The following is a 19,459-nucleotide window of genomic DNA, read 5'->3' on the forward strand; positions in this document are numbered from 1 at the left end:
CAGTCGAGCCGTTGCGGATGACCGTTCTTACGATCTCACGCCGCGCCGGGCAATACGCGCCGCGCGCTCAATAATGCAGCGGCCTTGTCTGCCGCTCGGGCAGGAATACCTCGACCAGCATGCCTTCGTTGGGAACGGCCTGCACCTCAAGGCGCGCGCCGAGACTTTCAGCAAGCCTGCGGGCCTTTTCCAGATGGGTGTTTTCCGCGCCGCCCTGTTCCGACCGCGCGCCGCCATTGCCGACGCGCCGGCGAGAGGGCGCGATGCCATTGTCGCGGAACCGCAGCACCGTGGCCCCATCCGCCGTCAGCGCCGTCGACACCACGACCTGGCCGCCCGCCGGGGTGAACTGGACCGCACCCATGAGCAGTTCATGGGCGATCTGCCTCAGCGTTTCCTCCGAACCCGGCGCGCTGCCGACGCTCGGCGACAGGGCGGCGCGGATGATGATCCGCCGTCCATTGGCGCGCGGCTGCACCATGCTGACAGCCTCGGCGATGGCATCGTTTATGCGCGCTGCGTCATCCTTCCGGGGCTTAGTTTCAGGCTCAGGCGGGGGCGGAGCGATCTCGGGTTCCGGCTCCGGCTCGCCCAGCAGCCTGCCGATCACGCCGCGCGCGTGACGCCCCTTGAGCGCGATTTCGCGGGCGATGCGGTGATAGCGCTGATCGCCGATCGCACCGAACGGCTGGTGATCGAGCGTTTCGGAAAGCGAAACGATCGCATCGATCGGCTGGCGCACCTCGTAGCGCAGCGCCGAGACGAAGGCATCGCGGTCATCCTCGGCCTGCCGCGCCTCGCGCCGGGCGGCGCGCAGATCATCCTCGCGGCGCTTCAGCGCGGTGATGTCGCGCAGCGCCATGCAGATGCCGTCCGATTGCGGCAGCGGGCCGAGCGTCACATAGAGCGGGATCAACCCGCCGCCGGATTCCCGGCCGATCACTTCCAGCCCCTCTGTGGCGATCTCGCCGGCCGGCCGCTGTCCGAGGCGGTCGAGGTGTCTGCGGAGGTCGCCATGGCTTTCCTCGGCAAACAGGATATCCACCGGCTTGCCCGCGACCTCGGCCGTGTCGGTGGCAAACAGCGCGGCCGCGGAGGCGGAGAGCGAACGCAGTCGCCGCTCCCCATCCAGAATCAGTATGCCGTCGGTGGCCGTGTCGAGGATCGAGGAGAGTTCCGCAACCTCGGCGTCCCTGTCGGCGCTGGGGGCGGGCGCTTCCGCCGGCTTCGGCGCGGCGCCGACCAAGGGTGTTGCGAGCGTGTCGGAATCCTGTGCCGGCCGGAGTGTCAGGGCCAGTGCACGGCCGTCGTTCCAAGCGATCGCCTGCATGTGGAAGGATACCGGAAGCCTTTCGCCATCGGCGGTGCGCAGGAACAGCCGGTCGTCGTTGCCGCGCTCGACAAAGGCATCGGTGCCGCCGGCGGCGATCACCGCCTCGAGCGAGCCATAGCCGGAGACCGCCAGAAAGGCGGGATTGACGTGAAGAATGCGCTCTCCTGCCTGGATCACGATCGGGTTCTCGCTGCGATCGAATTCGGATGTATCCGCTGTGGTTTCGGCTTTTTCGGCAGGCGCGGTGGTGCGACGGATCACCGGGCCGCGGGGCTGAGGTTCCGGCGTTTCCTGCTGCATGTCTTCGGCGGCGGCCTCACGGCGCAAGTCTTCGGCAGGGACCGCGGAGCGCAACTGGCTTGCGATCTCGTCCAGCGCATGGCGCTCGTCATCCGTCAGCGTCTTCGCGCTTTCGGTCTGCCTGGCCTCCGGAACGCGTATCGGGCGCGGCGCTTCCCGCTGCTCGCCGAGCCTGACGAGGCCGAAGCCGCGAAAACCGTCGAAACGACGCTCGCGGGTAAAGGTGGGCAGGGCCGCGAGATCGACCGGGACGAGCATATTGGTGTTGCCGAGCGGCCATTCGACGCTGCGGCCGGACCAGGTTTCAGTCGTTTGCAGCAGGTCGCCGATCGCGCCGGCGCCCTTGACGCCAAGCTGCGTTTCCACCTCGCCGAAGGTAAGACCGGCGATCGCGCCGGTTTCCTCGCCGACGGCTTCCACCAGCTCGCTTGAGACCTCGGTGATCCGCCCATAGATATCCGTGCGCCAGACGAAGCGGCGCGGAAGCGGTCCTTCCGCGATTTCCGGTTCCGGGGGCCGTGTTTCCTCGACCGCTGCGATTTCGGGCTGTTTCCTGATCACCGGGGCGGCGGGTTCCTCAGCGCTTGCCTCCATCAGCGCGCCGAGACTTTCGTCAATGGCGGCGATGGCGTCGCGGGCGGATCTTTGCGGCGCGGCCGGTTCGCTGCGTTCGGGACGCATATGCGGCTTGATCTCCGCCGAGAGGTCCGGCGAGACGGCGAGCAGGAAAAGATCGGGCGTGCTGGAAAGCCGGCCCAGCGCCACCGGCCAGATCCCGGCTTCGTTGGTGACCAGCCGTTCGATATAGCTGTCGGCCCGGCGCGAAAGGCTGTCGACCATGTCGGCAATATCGGCCTCGCCAATGCCTGTGGCCGCGAAATCGTCAGAGCGGAGCGTGATCTGGCCGTCGCCGTCGACCAGCGCCAGATGTTGCGATCCGTGAACGAGGCTCGCGTCATCGCGGGCGTCGGCTTCGCACTCCAGCAGAAAGTACCGATGGCCGGCAAGAACGAAGAGGCTTGCCGTCGCCTTTTTCGTCACCCGCTGGAATCGTTGCGTCAGATGAATCGTAAGGCTCTCGCTATCGCCCGGCTCGGAGAGCCTGCCGGCTGCGACGGCGAACTGACGGCGGAGAATCGGATCGATGGGGTCCGTCCCGATCGCTGCATCCACCCCGGAATAGCCGAAAAGCCTTGCGCTGGCATCATTGGCCCAGACGATCGCGCCGTCGGGTGCGTCGAGCACCAGCATGGGTCGCGCCTCCAGGAATCGCTGGCGCAGGGCAGGGTGCGATGCAAAGGCGATGAAGGGCGGGTTGCTCATGAACGGCTGTCCGGTTCGCGTTGTCGGCCTGGCGCTTGGCCTTTTAATGCTTTTTTAATGATAAATGCCAATACGGTCCAGAATGCGGTCCGGTTTTTCGCGCTCCACGGTTAATGTGCGGAAGCGCGGCGTCTCAAATCTTCTCGGGAAGAGATGTTGGGGCTTGCAAATTCGGCTCAGGCATTTTAAACGGGCCGCGATGCATCACGCGTCGCCCATCAAGCGTCGCCCATCAAGCGTCACCTTGTGCGGTTGTAGCTCAGTTGGTTAGAGCGCAGGTTTGTGGCACCTGAGGTCGGTGGTTCAACTCCACCCAACCGTACCATTCTCCATCTTCTCGTTTTTGCCGACAAAAGGCCTTCGGTGGCCGTGCGTATAGCTGCGCGCGTCAACCATAAGTTAAGGTTAACAGCCCATTGTGGCCGTTATAAACAAGTCGTTCTGCCGTCGGTATTGCGGCGTTCAGATGTTCTTGGCAATGAAAGAAGACTTTTCGGGCGCTTGTGAACAGCATGGCGATGATCTATGGTTTCGGCGACTTCAGAGACATTTTCGGCCGGGACCTGGCGGTTGACAGATAGTATGACCAACCTGACCGCTTATATCACGGGACTTTGCCTCTCGGCCGCCGCTGGCCTGTGCGCCGGCGCTGGACCGGCAACGGCGCAGTTGCTGGAAGGGCCGGGCGCCCTGTTCCTCGATCAGACCCCGATCGAGATGATGGCTTCCAACTATTCGAGCTTCGAGACCGGCTATCTTCTGCCGCGCGGTGCTGTGTATCTGCAGGTCGGCTCCGACCAGACGACTGCGGGCTCAGGGACAGGCACCGAGGTTTATACCTTGCGCGGCGATTGGGCCGTTGCCGACTGGCTTCAGCTAGGCGCCTTCGGTCAGGTGTTCGACGATCCGCCGCTCTGCGGAACGCCGGCATGTGCCGACAACCTGACCTTCCTTGCCGGCGGCGGCGGTCTGAAGCTGGGTCTGGTCGAAAGCTATGGTCTTTCGATCGCTGCTTCCGGATCGCTTGAAGCGCTGTATCTGTCCGGCGATCTTTATGCCAATGAGGCTGCCGGCACTTGGGAGATGGCGGGCAGCCTGCAATTACCGATGAGCGTGACGGTTACGGACAGTCTCAGGTTTCACCTGACCCCCGGCGTCTCGTTTCTGCCGGAGACCGTCAATGGCGTGCCTTATTATGGCACGATCCCCTATGTCGGCGCGGGGCTCACCTGGCAGCCGATCACCGGCCTTCAGTCCTATGCCACCGTCATGCTGCCCTATGGTACGGACGGCAATGCCCTTTCGAACTCCGGCGGGTTCGAGGTGACGCCGGTGTGGATGGCGGGTGTCAAGCTTGCGGTGACGCCCAAAGCGGCCGTCGATATCTTCGCAACCAATGGCTGGGGGCAGACGCCGGCGACCAGCGTTCTGGCGTTTCCCGGCAATGACGAGATCGCCTACGGCATCCGGCTGAGCTACACGCCTTGGGTTGGGGTCGCGACGCGCGACGTCTATTTCGACAGCTATCGGGCGGACATGCTGAGCCCGGTCACCCCACTCGAACAGGCGCGCCAGTTCGACGGATTGACGCTGACCAGCGCCAATACGCTCACCCCGCATCGGATTCTGGCGGAGGCCGGGATCGGCAGCCGGGATTTCATGGATGTCCATCTCGGCTACAGTCCGGACCAGGATATGCAGCTTGACGCGATCTTCTCGCAGTATCCAGGCGGCGGCATGGCTGGAGACGCGGTCAGCCCCTGGGGGGATGAATGGGCCTATATGGTCGGCGGCAAATTGCGGCTGATGGACCAGAACTACGGCGATCTGTTTTCGCTTGCCGGGCAGGTTCTTGCGGGCCGCGACTTCAACAAGCCGACGACCGGCGTCCTCTACGCCTCGCTGCCGGCGAGCCTTGATCTTTCGGATACCGTCTCCGTGGCGGTCGAGCCGAAATTCGCTGCCTATGGTGACGAGCGTCTGAAGGCCATTGGCGGCGGTGTGACCGTGCGTCCGCTGCGCGATCTGGCGCTGATTGGCGAAGTTACGGCGGTTCTGGACGGTGGCGATCCGGTGTGGGCGGGCGGCGCGCGTTACGCCATTCCAAACACACCATTCAGCGCGGATGCCTATGTTACAAATGCAACAGGTCTGCACGGAGTCGGAACAATGCTCGCTCAGGATGAGGCCCGCTATGGACTCACTTTACGTTTTGCGTATTAAAGTCATCCCGTTCATGTCGAACGGCTAAATTTAACCGGGAGCTTTGCAATCGGTTTAGGGCAGTTTGGCTTGCGAATTTTTTAGTCACTGATGAAGTTGGGCTGTTTTTTAATTCATCTTCAACTGTTCGCGCGTATCTGAAATCGAGTAATGTGTTTCCGGTGCATGTGTTCAGAAGGCTCGAATGCCAGGGCAAACAAAAGGCGATTCGGAGAATTTCTAGGTGCGTGCCGTAACAACAATTTGTCTGACCGTGCTGCTTTCCGGCTGCAGCGCCATTTATACTGCGTCGGAAGTGCGCCCGGTTGTGGGGCAGAGTTCGTCGGTCAAGGTGGTGCCGGTCACCAGCCAGAATGTGCTGCTCGCGAACGCCATGACGCCCTATAAGCCGCGGTCTCTCCCTTCGGTATTTGATCAGACGGCAACGCTCCAGGGCTCGGCCATTCCGCGGATTTCCGTCTACGAACCTCAGGCTAAACCTGGTCCTGTTGTCACCAAACTGCCCCCGCTTGAGCAACCGAAATCCTATCGCATCGGTGTCGGCGATGTGGTGCTTCTGGCGACGCCCAATGCCGACTCGGCGATCAACGAGATCAATGGGCTGCTGGCGGCTCAGAACGCGAGACAGGGTTACACCGTTCAGGATGATGGCGCGATAGCGATCCCGACCGTTGGGCGCGTCAATATCGCGGGCATGACGCTGCAGGAAGCGCAGTCCGCCCTGTTCCAGAAGCTCGTCGCGAGCCAGATCGACCCGACCTTCAACCTCGAGATAAGGGAATTCAATTCGCAGCGCGTGTCGGTGGGCGGCGCTGTCGGCAACCCTCAGCTTGAGCCGATCACGCTCACGCCGCTCTATCTTGACGAGGCAATAACGGCAGCAGGGGGGATCCAGGCGGATGATCCCAGCTATGCCACAGTGCGGCTCTATCGTGATGGCAAGGCCTATCAGATAGCGGCCGACAGACTGTTCGCCAAGAACGACATTCCGAAAGTGCTGTTGCAGAATGGCGACCGGGTTTTCGTTGACAGCGAATATTCGGTAGCGCTTGCCGAAGGCTACATGCAGCAAGAACTCAACCTTGCGGCCTTCCAGCGGAGTGTGCTGGATGAACAGCGCGGCATTTTCGAGACGAGACTGAGCATGGACGCGGTGGACCGCGACTATGTCTATGTTTTCGGGGAAGTAAAGAACCAGGGCCGCTGGCCGCTGCCCTTCGATCGCTATGCGAGCCTGGCCGACGCGATGTTCGAACAGGGCGGTATTTCGCCTGTGACCGGCAACCCGAGCCGGATATACCTGTTGCGCAAGAGCCCGTTGCAGGGGGCCGGGCCGATGGAAATCACCGCTTGGTCGCTTGATGCGAAGAATACAGCCAATCTGCTTCTGGCGACGGAGTTGCAGTTGCGGCCAAACGATATCGTCTTTGTCGCATCCCAGCCGGTGACCAACTGGAATCGCCTGATTTCCCAGGTCCTGCCGTCGATCTCCATCCTTGGGAGCGCGAACGGCATTCTGAATTGACGGTAGCTGAGGGCCAGGCTGACCTTTCGGTGTGGTCACCATCATCATGACACAATAAAAAACGGCGGCAAATTGCCGCCGTCGTCGTTTTCGCGAGGTTTTCCTGACAATCAGGGCCCGTCGTTGAACCTTACCTTGTCGACCAGTTCGGAAGCTTCCTTGCGGTGGGCGGCCACCTCGGAAAGCGGCAGCGTATCGGGATTGATCTCGCCGAAGGATTGCACGATCTCGGAGGCCTCGGCGCCGGGAAGGACGGGATATTCGAAAACCTGCTCGGCATAGATTTCCTGGGCCTCGGGCGAGGCGAGGAATTCCATCAGCTTCAGCGCGGTGTCCGGATGGGGCGCGTTCTTGGCCATGGCCATGCCGGAAATGTTGACATGGGTGCCGCGGTCATCGGCATTGGGGAACAGCACGGTAATGGCCTCCGCCCAGTCCTTCTGCTCCGGCTCCTTGTCGTTGGTCATCATCAGGCCGACATAATAGGTATTGCCGAGCGCGATATCGCATTCTCCCGACATGATGGCCTTGGCCTGTCCGCGGTCATTGCCGTTCGGCTTGCGCGCCAGATTTGCCTTGAAGCCGCGCAGCCATTCCTCGGTATATTCGGCGCCATGATGCGCGATCATCGAGGCGATCAGCGCGATATTATAGGGGTGCTGGCCGTCGCGGATGCAGATCGCGCTCTTCCATTTCGGATCGGCCAGTTCCTCATAGGTGATCGGAATATCGCCGACGCGATCCTTCGAGGCATAGACCACGCGGCCGCGCTTGGTCAGCGCGAACCACTCGCCATCATCGTCGCGGTATTGCGCGGGAATATCAGCATTGATCAGTTCGCTTTCCACCGGTTGGGTGACGCCGCCGTCCTTTGCCTCCATCAGGCGCCCGATATCGACCGTCAGGATGACGTCGACGGGGCTGTTGACCCCCTCGGCCTGAATGCGTTCGACAAGGCCCTTGTCCAGGAAGAGGACATTCGTCTGGATTCCGGTTTCCTCCTCGAACCGCTCCAACAGCGGCGCGATCAGTTCCGGCTGGCGGTAGGAATAGATGTTGACCTCGTCGGCGGCGAACGCCGGAGCGGCGAACGCCATGACGCCCGCCGTCGCCAAAATGCGGGTGAACCCTGCAAGCCTTGTCATTTGCTTCTCCCTGTGATCTGATATCTTGAGTATCGTAATCAGGTAATAGCGGGCCCCTGTCAACCGCGCCCTGGAAGACTTGAGTGAAAATTTCTTCTTTTGGAATTGTTCAAAAGAGGCAAAGGCGCTATAACGTGGAAAGATTCTAAAGAGGAGCACGGCATGCGCCTGACAAAGCAGACAAATTACGCGGTTCGGATGCTGATGTATTGCGCCGCCAATGACGGCAAGCTGAGCCGCGTGCCGGAGATTGCCAAGGCCTACGGTGTTTCCGAGCTGTTCCTGTTCAAGATCATCCAGCCGCTGCACAAGGCCGGTATCATGGAAACCGTGCGCGGCCGCAATGGCGGCGTGCGTCTCGGCCGGCCTGCCGCCGATATCACGCTGTTCGACGTGGTGCGGGTGACGGAAGAAAATTTCGCGATGGCGGAGTGTTTCGAGGTCGGCGCCGAAACGGATTGCCCGCTGGTCGATAGCTGCGGCTTCAATTCCGCGCTGCGCGAGGCGCTCAACGCCTTCTTCGCGGTTCTGGCGAAATACACGATCGCCGATCTCGTGCGCCGCCGCACCGATATCTTCAAGCTGCTCAACATCGAGGAAGACCGCAAGACCGAACAGTCCGCAGCCTGAGCGGCGCTTAGCTGATCTCTGCGAACACCTCTGCGATGGTCTTTTCCAGGGTGTCGAACATCGCATCCATCTCGGCCCGCGTGATGATGAAGGGCGGAGCGAGGACGACGGATGCGCCGAGCGGGCGGCAGATCAGCCCGTTTTGAAGCGCCTTGTTGGCGATCTTTTCGGAGATGCCGACCTTGCTGTCGAAAGCGGCTTTGGTGCTCTTGTCGGCGACAATCTCTATCGCGCCCATAAAGCCGACGCCGCGCACCTCGCCGGCGTGAGGATGGTCGGCGAACCGGCCGAGCCTTTCCTGAAAGTAGGGCGAAAGCGCACGGACATTGTCGATCAGCCCCTCATTCTCGATCACGTCGAGCGCCTTCAGCGCGACCGCGCTGCCGAGCGGGCTGCCGGCCGCGGTAAAGCCATGAGGGAACTCGCCGAAGCGGTCGGACGCCTCCATCAGCGCGTCTGACAACGCTTCGCCGAGAATAACCGCGCCCATCGGATAATATCCGGCCGTCAGGCATTTCGAGGCGATGATCGCGTCCGGTTCGATGCCGTAGACGTCGCTGCCCCACATTGCGCCAAGCCGCCCGAAGCCGCAGATCACCTCGTCGGCGATCAGCGGAATGCCGTATTTCCTCAGGATTGGGCGGATGGCCTGGAAATAGCCCTTTGAGGGCGGGATCACGCCGCCGGCGCCCTGCACCGGCTCGGCAAACATGCCGGCGATGGTTTCCGGCCCCTCGCGCTCGACCAGATCTTCAAGGTTGCGCGCCATGCGCTGGGTGAAGGCCTCCTCGCTCTCGTCGGGAAGGCCATGACGCCAGAAATGCGGGCAATCGGCATGGAGAAAGCCGGGAAGCGGCAGGCCGAATTCGGCGTTGTAGGGCTTGCCCGTCATCGAGGCGGTGGCAATGGTGACGCCGTGATAGGCGTTGTGCCGGGTGATGATCTTGCGCCGCTCCGGCTCGCCCTTGGCGCGGTTGATCATCCACAGCATCTTGACCATGGTGTCGTTCGCCTCGGAACCGGAGTTCGTATAGTAGACCTTGCCGTCATCGAACGGCGACAGGCCAATCAGTCGCTTCGACAGTTCCACCGTGACATCGGCGATCCGGCCGAAGAAGGAATGATAGCCGGGAAAACGCTGCGCCTGCGCGCACAGCGCGTCGACCAGGCCCTTATGGTTGAAGCCGGCGACATTGTTCCAGAGCCCGGAATTGGCGTCGAGATAGCGTCTGCCATCGACATCGACCACGTAAATGCCGTCGCCGTGGGAGAGTACGATCGGGCCGATCTCATCCAGCGAGGCGAAATCGGAAAAGCCCGGAAAGACGTTCTCCATCCCTTGTTTTTCCCATGCGTGCATCGTCGTCTCCGTCCTGTGGCTTGAGCGCCGAGGTTTGTCGCGAACGGCCGCCGCCGTCAACCCGTTGTTCGTGCGGCATAAGGGCGGATTTAGGCCACACGGCGATACCAATTCTCTGCGAAACGATTTAAGCAGGACGGGAGCGTTTTGGCTGGCCTCTTTGCGGTCAGCGGCTAAGGCAACTGTCGGGAGGACATCATGACGGATAACGGTATCAGAAACCCCATATTGCCGGGCTTCAATCCCGATCCCTCGATCTGCCGCGTCGGCGATGATTACTATATCGCGACCTCGACCTTCGAATGGTATCCCGGCGTGCAGATCCATCATTCCCGCGATCTGGCCCACTGGCGGCTGGCGGCGCGCCCTCTGAACCGCGCCGGCCTGCTCGATATGCGCGGCAATTGCGACAGCGGCGGCATCTGGGCGCCATGCCTGACGCATGCGGACGGGCTGTTCTGGCTGGTCTACACCGATGTGAAACGCATTTCCGGCAGTTTCAAGGATGCGCCGAATTACCTCACCACCGCGCCCTCGGTGGAGGGACCGTGGTCGGACCGCGTCTATCTCAATGCCAGCGGTTTCGACGCCTCGCTGTTTCACGCGCCGGACGGGCGGAAATATCTGCTGAACATGCTCTGGGATCACCGCCAGAAAGGCCATGGCGACCAGTTCGCCGGCATCGTGCTGCAGGAATATGACGTCGCGGCGCAGAAACTCGTCGGCCCGATTCATAACATTTTCCGGGGTTCCGAACGCAAGCTGACCGAGGCCCCGCATCTTCATTTCCGTAATGGCTGGTACTATCTGATGACGGCGGAAGGCGGAACGGGCTATGAGCATGCGGTGACGCTTGCCCGCTCGCGCGATCTTCTCGGCCCCTACGAGATGCATCCGGATACCCACGTGCTGACAACGTTCGATGCGCCGGACGCGCCGCTGCAGCGCTGCGGCCATGCGGATATCGTCGAAACGCAGGCGGGCGAGACCTATATGGTGCATCTGTGCTCGCGTCCGATTGAGGTGTCGTGGGACGAAGGCAAGGCCGCTTTTCGCCGGGGCCTTCCGGGAGAGGAAAACGAGCGCCGCCGCTCGCAGATGGGGCGCGAAACCGGCATCCAGAAGATGGAATGGCGAGATGATGGCTGGCTCTACCTCGCCGAGGGCGGTCACGCGCCGACCAGCCTGATCACCCCCGCGCCGAAAGGGCTTGAGCCCGCGCCGCTCGACGTGCCGCCGGTGCGCACTCATTTTGAGTCCGGCCCTTTGCCCATCGACTTCCAGTGGCTGCGCAGCCCGGAGCCCGAGCGGATGTTTTCGCTCGATGCCCGGCCGGGTCACCTGCGCGTCTTCGGGCGGATGTCGCCGGGCAATGTGTTCGAGAACGCCATGCTGGCTCGCCGCCAGACGGAGCATCGCTTTACCGCGACCACCGAGGTCGAGTTCGATCCGATCGACTTCCAGAGCTTCGCCGGGCTGATGTGCTGGTACAACATGGCGCAGCATCATTTCCTCGCTGTCTGCCGCGAGGATGATGGCACAAGGGCGCTGCGGATCATGTCGGCGCTCGGCGATTTCCCCTTCGGAAAGACGGTCTTCGGCTGCGATCCCGTGCCGGTGCCGGATGGTCCGCTGGAGCTCCGGGTCACGGTCGACAAGGCGGCGTTGCAGTTTTCCTGGCGCAGCGGCGAGGGCGCGTGGCGCGATATCGGGCCGGTGCTCGATGCCACCATACTTTCCGATGAGGCGGGCGTGGGCGAGGGCAACAACTTTACCGGGGCCTTTGTCGGCATGGCGGCCTATGACACCGGCGGTCGCGGGCATCACGCCGATTTCGCCTGGTTCGATTACGAGCTTCGCGATTGAGGGTGGCCTCGCTCGATTGACAATGATGACTATTTAACTCAAGTATTGCGCCTGTTCTCAACCAGCAGGGGTCATCATGCATTCGGGCATTCTCGCATCCGCCGCTCTTTCCATCTCGCTCCTTTCCGGCGGCGTCGCGTTCGCCGGGCAGGTGATCGACCATGCCATGGGCACGACGGAGGTGCCGGATGCGCCCTTGAGGGTGATCACGCTCACCAATGAGACCACCGAGGCCGCGCTGGCGCTCGGCGTGACCCCGGTCGGCGCGCCGCAATCCTGGTACGGCGATCCGTGGTATCCGCATCTGGACGACAGGCTTGAGGGGACCGAAGTGCTCGGGACCGAGCTTGCCGTCAATGTCGAACTGGTGGCCGCGCTCGAGCCGGACCTGATCATCGGCAGCCGCAAGCGCGATGAGGAGATCTACGGCCAGCTTTCGGCAATCGCGCCCACGGTATTCATCGAGGGGCTGGGCGCCTGGAAGGACAATTTCGCCTTCGTCGCCGACGTGCTGAACCGCGAGGCCGAGGGCGAGGCGGCGCTCGCCAGCTACGAGACGCGGGTCGAGGCCTTGAAGGACGGTCTCGGCGACAATGCCGGCGAAACAATTTCCGTGGTGCGCTTCGTGCCGGGCCAGACCTATCTCTACCTCAAGGGCAGTTTCCTTGGCCATGTCCTAGCCGATGCCGGCTTCTCGCGTCCGCCGCAACAGGATGCCGACGGGCTGTCGCTTGCGGTCGGGCGCGAAAGCATTCCCGATATGGATGGCGACCGGATTTTCTGGCTGACCTATGACACCGGCGACGGAAAGGGCGAGGCGATGGCCGAGGAATTCCTGTCCGATCCGCTGTGGTCGCGGCTCTCGGCGGTCAAGGATGGAAGGGTCTATGAGGTTGATGACGGCGTATGGGCAACGGCCGGCGGCTGGTTTGCGGCCCAGGAAATGCTGAGTGATCTCGCCGAGGTCTACGGCGTGGAACTGCCGCCGGCGGAGGCGGCCTCGGACTAAGCCGATTGCCGCGACAGCGGCACGATCACCGGCAGGTCGGTTTCCGGCAGCGGCAATATCCGGCAGTCGATATCGAACACCGTGCTGATCCGCTCTTCGGTCAGCACGTTGCGGGTTGCGCCTTCTGCGGCGATCCGGCCGTCGTTGAACAGCACGACATGATCGGCGTAGCGCAGCGCGTGGTTGAGATCGTGCAGCACGATCACGAAGCTGCGCTTCTCCCGCCGGTTGAGCATCACCAAGAGATCCAGGATTTCGAGCGCGTGAGCGATATCGAGATGGTTGGTCGGCTCGTCGAGGAAGATGCGCGGCGCGTCCTGCGCCAGCGTCATCGCGATCCAGGCGCGCTGCACCTGTCCGCCCGAAAGCTGGCCGATGCTGCGCCCGGCAAGCGCCTCCATGCCCGTGGTCCTGAGCGCGTTTTCGACCGCGCGCCGGTCTTCGTCCGACGGGCCGGAAAACCGGCTGCGGCGGGAATAGCGACCGAGCATGGCGAGATCGAAAACGGTCATGTCCTCCGGCGCGTCCGGCGATTGGCTGAGCATCGCGATTTCGCGGGCAAGCGCGCGCGGCGTCCAGTCGTCAAGCGCCTGGCCCGCCACCTTCGCATCGCCGCCGCTTGGCGCATGGAGCGCGCGCAGCACCTTGAGCGCGGTGGACTTGCCGCTGCCGTTCGGCCCGCAAAAGGCGATGATCTTCTGCTCCGGCAGCGTCAGGTCGATCGCATCAAGCGCTGTGAACCCGTCATAGTGGGCGGAAAGCGTGGACATTTCGGCAAGCGGCTTAGACATTGCTGCGCTGGCTCCTGAGAATGAGGGCGAGGAAAAGCGGCGCGCCGATCAGCGCGGTCACCGCTCCCGCCGGCAGTTCCAGCGGACTGGCGATGGTGCGGGCGAGCGTATCGGCGATGAGCACCAGCATGCCGCCGATCATCGCGGTCGCGACCAGATAGCCGGCGGCGAATTGGCCATGGAAGAGGCGCGCGGCGTGCGGTGCGATCAACCCGACAAAGCCGATCGCGCCGACCTGCGAGATCGCCAGCGCCGTCAGCAGAACCGAGAGCACCATGAGCGCGATGCGGTTGCGGTCGACGGAAAAGCCGGTGGTTGCGGCCGTCTGCGCATCAAGCACGATCTGGCGCATCGGCAGGCGCATGAAGATCATCACGGGCACCGCCGCCGCAAGGCCGAGTGTCACCACGCCGACATCAATCCAGTGGGCGGCGCTGATCGAGCCGGTGATCCATTGCAAGGCCTGGCTCGCGCGATAGACCGGGCCGATGATCATCATCAGCGTGACGGCGGCCTTGGCGAGCGCGGAAAGCGCGATGCCGTAGAGGATCACACGGACGGGATCGCGGCGGCGGGTATCGGCGAGCGTCAGCAGGCCGACAAGCCCGGCGAAGGCGAGCGCGCCGATGATCGCGGCGAGCGGTTGCCACTGGATCGAGACAGTCAGCACATTGGCCTGATCGGAAAACAGCCACAGGAAGGTGACGACGCCAAGCGCCGCGCCATCGGTAATGCCGAGGATCGAGGGGGCGGCCATCGGGTTTCTGAGCGCGCGCTGCAGGATCGCGCCGGCAAGGCCGAGCGCCATGCCGGTAACGACCGCGAGCGCCACGCGTGGCAGGCGCAAGGTCCAGACGATCACGGTGTCCATCCGGGCGCCGTCGCCGAGGAGGGCGGCGATCACCCGTTCCGGACCGATGAAGCTCGAGCCGAGCCCCGTCGCGCCAATGACGCAGAACGCCAGCAAGGCGGCAAGCACGGTCAGGCGAAGGGCAGGGGCGTTCATACGCCCACCTCCCGCAAGCGCTTCGCGCGCAACAGCACGATCAGGAACGGCACGCCGACAAAGGCAAGCACAGCGCCGATCGGCGCCTCGCCGGGGGCGACGATGAGGCGCGCCAGGATATCGGCGAGCACCGCGATGACCGCACCCGTCAGCATCGCGAGCGCGACCATGCCGAGAAAGGCAGGGCGGCCCGGCGAAAGTCGGCGCGCAATATGCGGCGCGATCAGCCCCAGAAAGGCGACCGGGCCGGACATCGCCACCGCGCCGGCGGAAAGCAGCGCCGCAAGCGAGAGTGCCGTGATGCGGGTGCGCGCCACATCGACGCCGATGCCGGCCGCACTCTGGTCGTCAAGCCGCAGCGCATCGATGGACGGGCCGAGGAAGAGGCAGCCGAAAAGCGCGATCACGAGCGCTGAAAGGCCCACCCAGAGCAGCGCCAGCGGGCGATCGGCAAAGCCGCCGGAGAGCCAGAACAGCAGCGTTTCAAGCGCCGTTTCGTCCAGAAGCAGGGCAAGCTGGGTGAGCGAGGCGAGCATGGCGGCAACAGTGACGCCGATCAGCAATATGCCCGTCGGCCCCGCCTGCGGCCCAAGCACCGATGACAGGCCGAAGACGAGCGCGGTGGCGGCAAGCGCGCCGCAGACCGCAAGCAGGCCGATCGCGCCGACCGAGACCACGCCGAACAGCACCAGGCCGAAGGCGACAGCGAAGGCGGCCCCGGCATTGACGCCCAGAAGACCGGGTTCGGCGAGCGGGTTGCGCGTGGTCGCCTGCATCAGCAGGCCGGAGACGGCCAGCGCCGCGCCGGTCGCCATCGCGTTCAGCGTGCGCGGCAGGCGCAGCGTGCGGATGATGATGTCGGCCGTGTCATTGCCGCCCGAAAACGCCGACCACACCGTCGCCGGACCATAGATCCGCACGCCGAGATGCAGGCTTGCAATCGCGGCGATCAGCAATGTCAGGCTCAACAGCAGCAGCGTCCTTCGCACGACGGGGTCCCCTTTCGCAGCGACGATTGACATTGCTGATTGAAATGGTCAACTTTAAAACCGAAAACGTGAACGCAATATTCAAGTTGAGAGTCTCCGTGACCCGATTGATCCGACTGGCAGCAGCGGCTGCCCTTGCCGCCCTGCTCGCAACCCCGCTTGCCGCCCGCGACGTGAGCGATGCCATGGGCACAGTCACGGTTCCGGACCTGCCCGAGCGCATCGTGGTGCTTACCAATGAGGGCACCGAGGCGCTGCTTGCGCTCGGCGTTCACCCGGTCGGCGCGGTGAATTCCTGGCAGGGTGACCCGTGGTGGGATCATATCGAGGCGCAGATGGGCGATGCCGAGCCGGTCGGGACCGAAAGCGCGGTCAATCTGGAACTGGTCGCGGCGTTGCAGCCGGATCTGATCATCGGCAACCGCCAGCGCCAGGAGGATATCTATCCCCAGCTTTCCGCGATCGCGCCGACGGTGATGTCCAGCGAGCTGCGCGGCGACTGGAAGGTCAATTTCGAGCTTTATGCCGAAGCGCTCGGCCTTTCCGACAAGGGCGATGCGGTGATCGCCGAATATGACGCCAAGGTCGCCGACCTGCGGGAAAAACTGGGCGATGCGACGAATGAGGAAGTCTCCGTCATCCGCTTTTTGCCGGGTCAGATTCGCATCTACCAGCTCGACAGTTTTTCCGGCGTGCTCTTGAAGGATATCGGGTTCCAGCGTCCTGAGAATCAGAATGTCGAGGAATTCGCGATCCGCACCGGCAAGGAGAGCATTCCCGACATGGATGGCGACCGGATCTTCTATTTCACCTGGGAGGTCGGCAATGGCGAGGGCAAGGCGCTTGAGCAGGAGGTTCTGGCGGACCCGCTCTGGCAATCGCTCTCCGCCGTCAAGGCCGGCAAGGTCCATGGCGTTTCCGACGCGATCTGGAATACCGCCGGCGGCGTGATCGCGGCCTACCTGATGCTCGACGATATCGCCCGGATTTACGGCGTTCAGTAACCGTTCCGACTTTTTCGAAGCGTCGTGCCGCGTGGGTGGAGAGCCCGCGCGGCTTTTATCGTCAGAGCCTGCCAATTGACCTTCGTCCTTCGAAGCGGTAAACGGGCGTCCCATGGCGTCCGGCCGGGTTCGAACCCCGTCAGACCGGATCGAATAGAACACGAACGAACCAGGACTTTTATGACGAGAGCTACCTCCTCGGCGCCCTCCCAGCGCATGCTTCGCGTTGGCGAACAGGTGCGCGCCGCCATCACCAAGGTGCTGCAGCGCGGCGATCTTCTCGACCCGCTGATCGAGACCACCGTGATTTCCATCTCCGAAGTCAGGATGTCGCCGGACCTCAAGATCGCGACCGCCTATGTCACGCCGCTCGGCCAGACTGATCATGACGCGGTGGTCAAGGCGCTGAACCATCATGCGAAATTCCTGCGCGGCCGGATCACCCGCGAGATCCGGCAGATGAAGAACATCCCGGAACTCAGGTTCCGCGACGACACGAGTTTTGAGAATTTCCGCAAGATCGACGAGCTTCTGCACTCGCCCGAAGTGGCGCGCGATCTCGATCACGATGAAGACGACGGTAAAGAATAAGAAAATGGCGCGACAGAGAAAACCCAAGGGCCGTCCGATCTCCGGCTGGCTGATCCTCGACAAGCCGATCGATTTCGGCTCCACCGAAGCCGTGTCCAAGATCAAATGGCTGTTCAAGGCGCAGAAGGCGGGGCACGCCGGCACCCTCGATCCGCTCGCCTCCGGCATGCTGCCGATCGCGCTCGGCGACGCCACCAAGACCGTGCCTTACGTGATGGACGGCCGCAAGATCTACGAATTCACCGTGACCTGGGGCGAGGAGCGCACCACGGACGATCTCGAAGGCGAGGTCAGCGAGAGCTCGGACAAGCGCCCGCAGCGGGCCGACATCGAGGCGCTCATCGAGAAATACACCGGCGTGATCGAACAGGTGCCGCCGCAGTTTTCCGCCATCAAGATCGATGGCAACCGCGCCTACGATCTGGCCCGCGAGGGCGAGACCGTGGAAATCCCGACCCGCGAGGTCGAAATCCATCGCCTGACGCTGCTCGGCTGCCCGGACGAGAACACCGCCGAGTTTGAGGTGGAATGCGGCAAGGGCACCTATGTGCGCGCGCTTGCGCGCGATATGGGCCGCGATCTCGGCTGCTTCGGCCATATCTCCTCGCTGCGCCGCCCCTTCGTGGCGCCGTTCTCCGAGGATATGCTGGTGCCGCTTTCGGAACTCGTCGCGCTCGAAGAGATCGAGGACGATGAGGAGCGCTTCGCCGCGCTGGAAGAATATCTCGTCGATACCTCGGAAGCGCTCGCCAGCCTTCCCCATGTTCCGGTGAACGAGGATCAGGCTCGCCGCCTGAAGCTCGGCAATCCGATCATCCTGCGCGGCGCCCATGCGCCGGTGGAGGAGCCGGACGCCTACGCCTCGCTCGCCGGCAAGCTTGTGGCGATCGGCGAGATCGCCGAGGGCCAGTTCAAGCCACGGCGGGTCTTCGGCTGAGCCATCCGCCTCAGGGTCTCGCCTTCAGCGGGAGGCCCTGAGCTGGGACGCCAACGCCGCGAAGGCGCCAGCAACGGTTGCTTCGTCGATTGCATCGTCGTTGTTGACCGTAACCGAGATGCAGTAGCCGCGGCCGTCCTCGCCGGTCAGCGCCGCGGTCAGGTTCAGGACGCCGGGCTCGCTGCCGCCCTTGTAGGCCACGGATTGCCAACCGCGAACCGGCCCCTTGTTGATGGCGAACACATCCGCTGCTTTGACATCGCCCGCGAGCCGGCAAAGCGTTTGCGCCGAAAGATACCATTCGACCCCTTCGATTGCGGGACCGCTTGCGTCTCTGACGGCCGGCAGGGGAGCATCGGAGATCTCGGCAAGCAATTCGGCACGCTCTGCGCCGGAGGCGGTTCTGTAGCGTTCGGCAAGAGCGGGATCGGCCTTCAGGGTAAACAGCGCGCGGGTGGTGAGCACGTGATCGAGGCCAAGGGCCGTGGCAACGCGCTCTGGGCCGAGAATCCGCATCAGCATGTCGGTCGCGGTGTTGTCGCTTTCCGAGATCATCAGCGCCGCCAGCGTATGCAGCGTGAAGGGAGAGCCCGGCGGGAAGGTCTGCAGCTTGCCCGAGGGAAGCGATAGGTCCTCGGGCTGGAGCGTCTCTACATCCGCCCACCGGCGGTCGCCGGCCGCGATATCGTCCATGAGAACCTTGAGAACGCCGAGCTTGAAGGTCGATCCGACCGCAAGCGGGGTCTCCGCATTTTGTTCGTGCAGTGTTTCGCCCTCCGCTGTCACCAGATAGGAAACCGTGCCGGGCAAGGCAGCGATATCGGCAAGCGTATCCTCGATGCTTCCGCCGCTCGGCTGAAACGGGTGGAAGAACAGCCCGGTGATCTTGCCCGAAGCGTCGAGTTCGATTTCGGCGGGTATGTCGCCGGCCTCCGCGCGGATAAGGTAGCCGTCACCATCCTCCGTGATGCCGGTCACCGGTCCGGCTTTGTCGTGGAGGCTTTGAAGTATGGCCGTCAACTGCCCGGTCGGTACCGCTTCGGCGAAACGTTCGGACATAAGGTCGGCGGCGCCTTCGGGCGTTTCGATCAGGCTCCTGAGCGTTTCGATTTCGCGGTCCTCGGCATGGCCGGTCGCGGTCTGCAGCAGCAGCGCGGCGCATGTAGCGGTAGCGAGGCGTCGGATGGCGGGCGGCATGCGTTTCCTCCTGCGGTGTTGGGCTTGGCGATGTTCACCCTTTCTCACATATTGGGCGATCATCCGGAACCGTCAGGATCGTTGAAAAAGTGAAAACCGGCATAGTCCCGTATTGCATTCATCCTCTGTTGGAAAATCTGATGTAATTGGAGCGTAGCGTTCTTCGGGCCGGTTTTACGGCGACGGAGGCTTTCCGTTCCGGTCGCAAAAGCGTACAGAGTTTGATAACG

The 19,459-nt window shown here is 63.1% G+C and carries 15 protein-coding genes and 1 tRNA gene; 9 read left to right on the forward strand and 7 right to left on the reverse strand.

Going from position 1 to position 19,459, the window contains the following annotated elements; genetic code table 11:
* Nucleotides 1-67: 67 nt before the first annotated feature.
* Nucleotides 68-2,956 (reverse strand): PAS domain S-box protein, encoded by a 2,889-nt coding sequence (locus tag V6765_RS05730; protein ID WP_448427182.1) that lies wholly within the window; start codon nt 2,954-2,956, stop codon nt 68-70.
* Between the two features lie 248 nt (nt 2,957-3,204).
* On the opposite strand from V6765_RS05730, the gene V6765_RS05735 reads away from it, so the two are divergent.
* From V6765_RS05735 to V6765_RS05745, 3 genes are all read left to right on the forward strand, one after another.
* Nucleotides 3,205-3,281, forward strand: a tRNA-His gene (locus tag V6765_RS05735).
* A 257-nt stretch (nt 3,282-3,538) separates the two neighbouring features.
* On the forward strand, nt 3,539-5,179 hold the full coding sequence (locus V6765_RS05740; RefSeq protein ID WP_448427183.1) for a hypothetical protein: 1,641 nt from the start codon (nt 3,539-3,541) through the stop codon (nt 5,177-5,179).
* A 253-nt stretch (nt 5,180-5,432) separates the two neighbouring features.
* Complete coding sequence (locus V6765_RS05745; RefSeq protein WP_448427184.1) at nt 5,433-6,704, forward strand: polysaccharide biosynthesis/export family protein; 1,272 nt, start codon at nt 5,433-5,435, stop codon at nt 6,702-6,704.
* 110 nt (nt 6,705-6,814) lie between these two features.
* On the opposite strand, the gene V6765_RS05750 is transcribed toward V6765_RS05745, so the two are convergent.
* Nucleotides 6,815-7,849 (reverse strand): Fe(3+) ABC transporter substrate-binding protein, encoded by a 1,035-nt coding sequence (locus tag V6765_RS05750; RefSeq protein ID WP_448427185.1) that lies wholly within the window; start codon nt 7,847-7,849, stop codon nt 6,815-6,817.
* A gap of 162 nt (nt 7,850-8,011) precedes the next feature.
* Here V6765_RS05750 and rirA point away from each other — a divergent pair, with 162 nt between their 5' ends.
* A complete protein-coding gene (gene rirA / locus V6765_RS05755) occupies nt 8,012-8,479 on the forward strand; it encodes an iron-responsive transcriptional regulator RirA (protein WP_448427186.1) in 468 nt (155 codons plus the stop codon).
* 7 nt (nt 8,480-8,486) lie between these two features.
* Here rirA and V6765_RS05760 read toward each other — a convergent pair whose 3' ends face one another.
* On the reverse strand, nt 8,487-9,815 hold the full coding sequence (locus V6765_RS05760; protein WP_448427187.1) for an aminotransferase: 1,329 nt from the start codon (nt 9,813-9,815) through the stop codon (nt 8,487-8,489).
* Between the two features lie 222 nt (nt 9,816-10,037).
* Here V6765_RS05760 and V6765_RS05765 point away from each other — a divergent pair, with 222 nt between their 5' ends.
* Both V6765_RS05765 and V6765_RS05770 read left to right on the forward strand, forming a co-directional pair.
* Nucleotides 10,038-11,705 carry a glycoside hydrolase family 43 protein gene (locus tag V6765_RS05765; protein ID WP_448427188.1) on the forward strand — a complete coding sequence of 556 codons (1,668 nt, stop codon included), beginning with the start codon at nt 10,038-10,040 and terminating at the stop codon, nt 11,703-11,705.
* 76 nt (nt 11,706-11,781) lie between these two features.
* A complete protein-coding gene (locus tag V6765_RS05770) occupies nt 11,782-12,714 on the forward strand; it encodes an ABC transporter substrate-binding protein (RefSeq protein ID WP_448427189.1) in 933 nt (310 codons plus the stop codon).
* On the opposite strand, the gene V6765_RS05775 is transcribed toward V6765_RS05770, so the two are convergent.
* The 3 genes from V6765_RS05775 to V6765_RS05785 are packed head-to-tail and all read right to left on the reverse strand — an operon-like array spanning nt 12,711 to nt 15,500.
* Entirely contained in the window at nt 12,711-13,505 is a 795-nt protein-coding gene (locus V6765_RS05775; RefSeq protein ID WP_448427190.1) for an ABC transporter ATP-binding protein, read from the reverse strand. The two genes, V6765_RS05770 and V6765_RS05775, sit on opposite strands and share 4 nt — an antisense overlap.
* Nucleotides 13,498-14,511, reverse strand: coding sequence for a FecCD family ABC transporter permease (locus tag V6765_RS05780; protein ID WP_448427191.1), 1,014 nt, complete (start codon nt 14,509-14,511; stop codon nt 13,498-13,500). Before V6765_RS05780 ends, V6765_RS05775 begins: the two co-directional genes overlap by 8 nt.
* Entirely contained in the window at nt 14,508-15,500 is a 993-nt protein-coding gene (locus V6765_RS05785; protein WP_448427192.1) for a FecCD family ABC transporter permease, read from the reverse strand. Before V6765_RS05785 ends, V6765_RS05780 begins: the two co-directional genes overlap by 4 nt.
* Before the next feature lie 98 nt (nt 15,501-15,598).
* Between V6765_RS05785 and V6765_RS05790 the strand changes: the two genes are divergently transcribed.
* The 3 genes from V6765_RS05790 to truB all read left to right on the forward strand — a co-directional run bounded on the left by V6765_RS05790 (nt 15,599) and on the right by truB (nt 18,032).
* Nucleotides 15,599-16,504, forward strand: coding sequence for an ABC transporter substrate-binding protein (locus V6765_RS05790; RefSeq protein WP_448427193.1), 906 nt, complete (start codon nt 15,599-15,601; stop codon nt 16,502-16,504).
* A gap of 180 nt (nt 16,505-16,684) precedes the next feature.
* The gene (gene rbfA / locus V6765_RS05795; protein WP_448427194.1) at nt 16,685-17,095 is read left to right on the forward strand and encodes a 30S ribosome-binding factor RbfA; all 411 of its coding nucleotides are present in this window, start codon (nt 16,685-16,687) and stop codon (nt 17,093-17,095) included.
* A 4-nt stretch (nt 17,096-17,099) separates the two neighbouring features.
* The gene (truB, locus tag V6765_RS05800; RefSeq protein WP_448427195.1) at nt 17,100-18,032 is read left to right on the forward strand and encodes a tRNA pseudouridine(55) synthase TruB; all 933 of its coding nucleotides are present in this window, start codon (nt 17,100-17,102) and stop codon (nt 18,030-18,032) included.
* A 24-nt stretch (nt 18,033-18,056) separates the two neighbouring features.
* On the opposite strand, the gene V6765_RS05805 is transcribed toward truB, so the two are convergent.
* Nucleotides 18,057-19,229 carry a serine hydrolase gene (locus V6765_RS05805; RefSeq protein WP_448427196.1) on the reverse strand — a complete coding sequence of 391 codons (1,173 nt, stop codon included), beginning with the start codon at nt 19,227-19,229 and terminating at the stop codon, nt 18,057-18,059.
* Nucleotides 19,230-19,459 lie beyond the last annotated feature (230 nt).

This window comes from Martelella sp. FOR1707 (genome assembly GCF_053484265.1).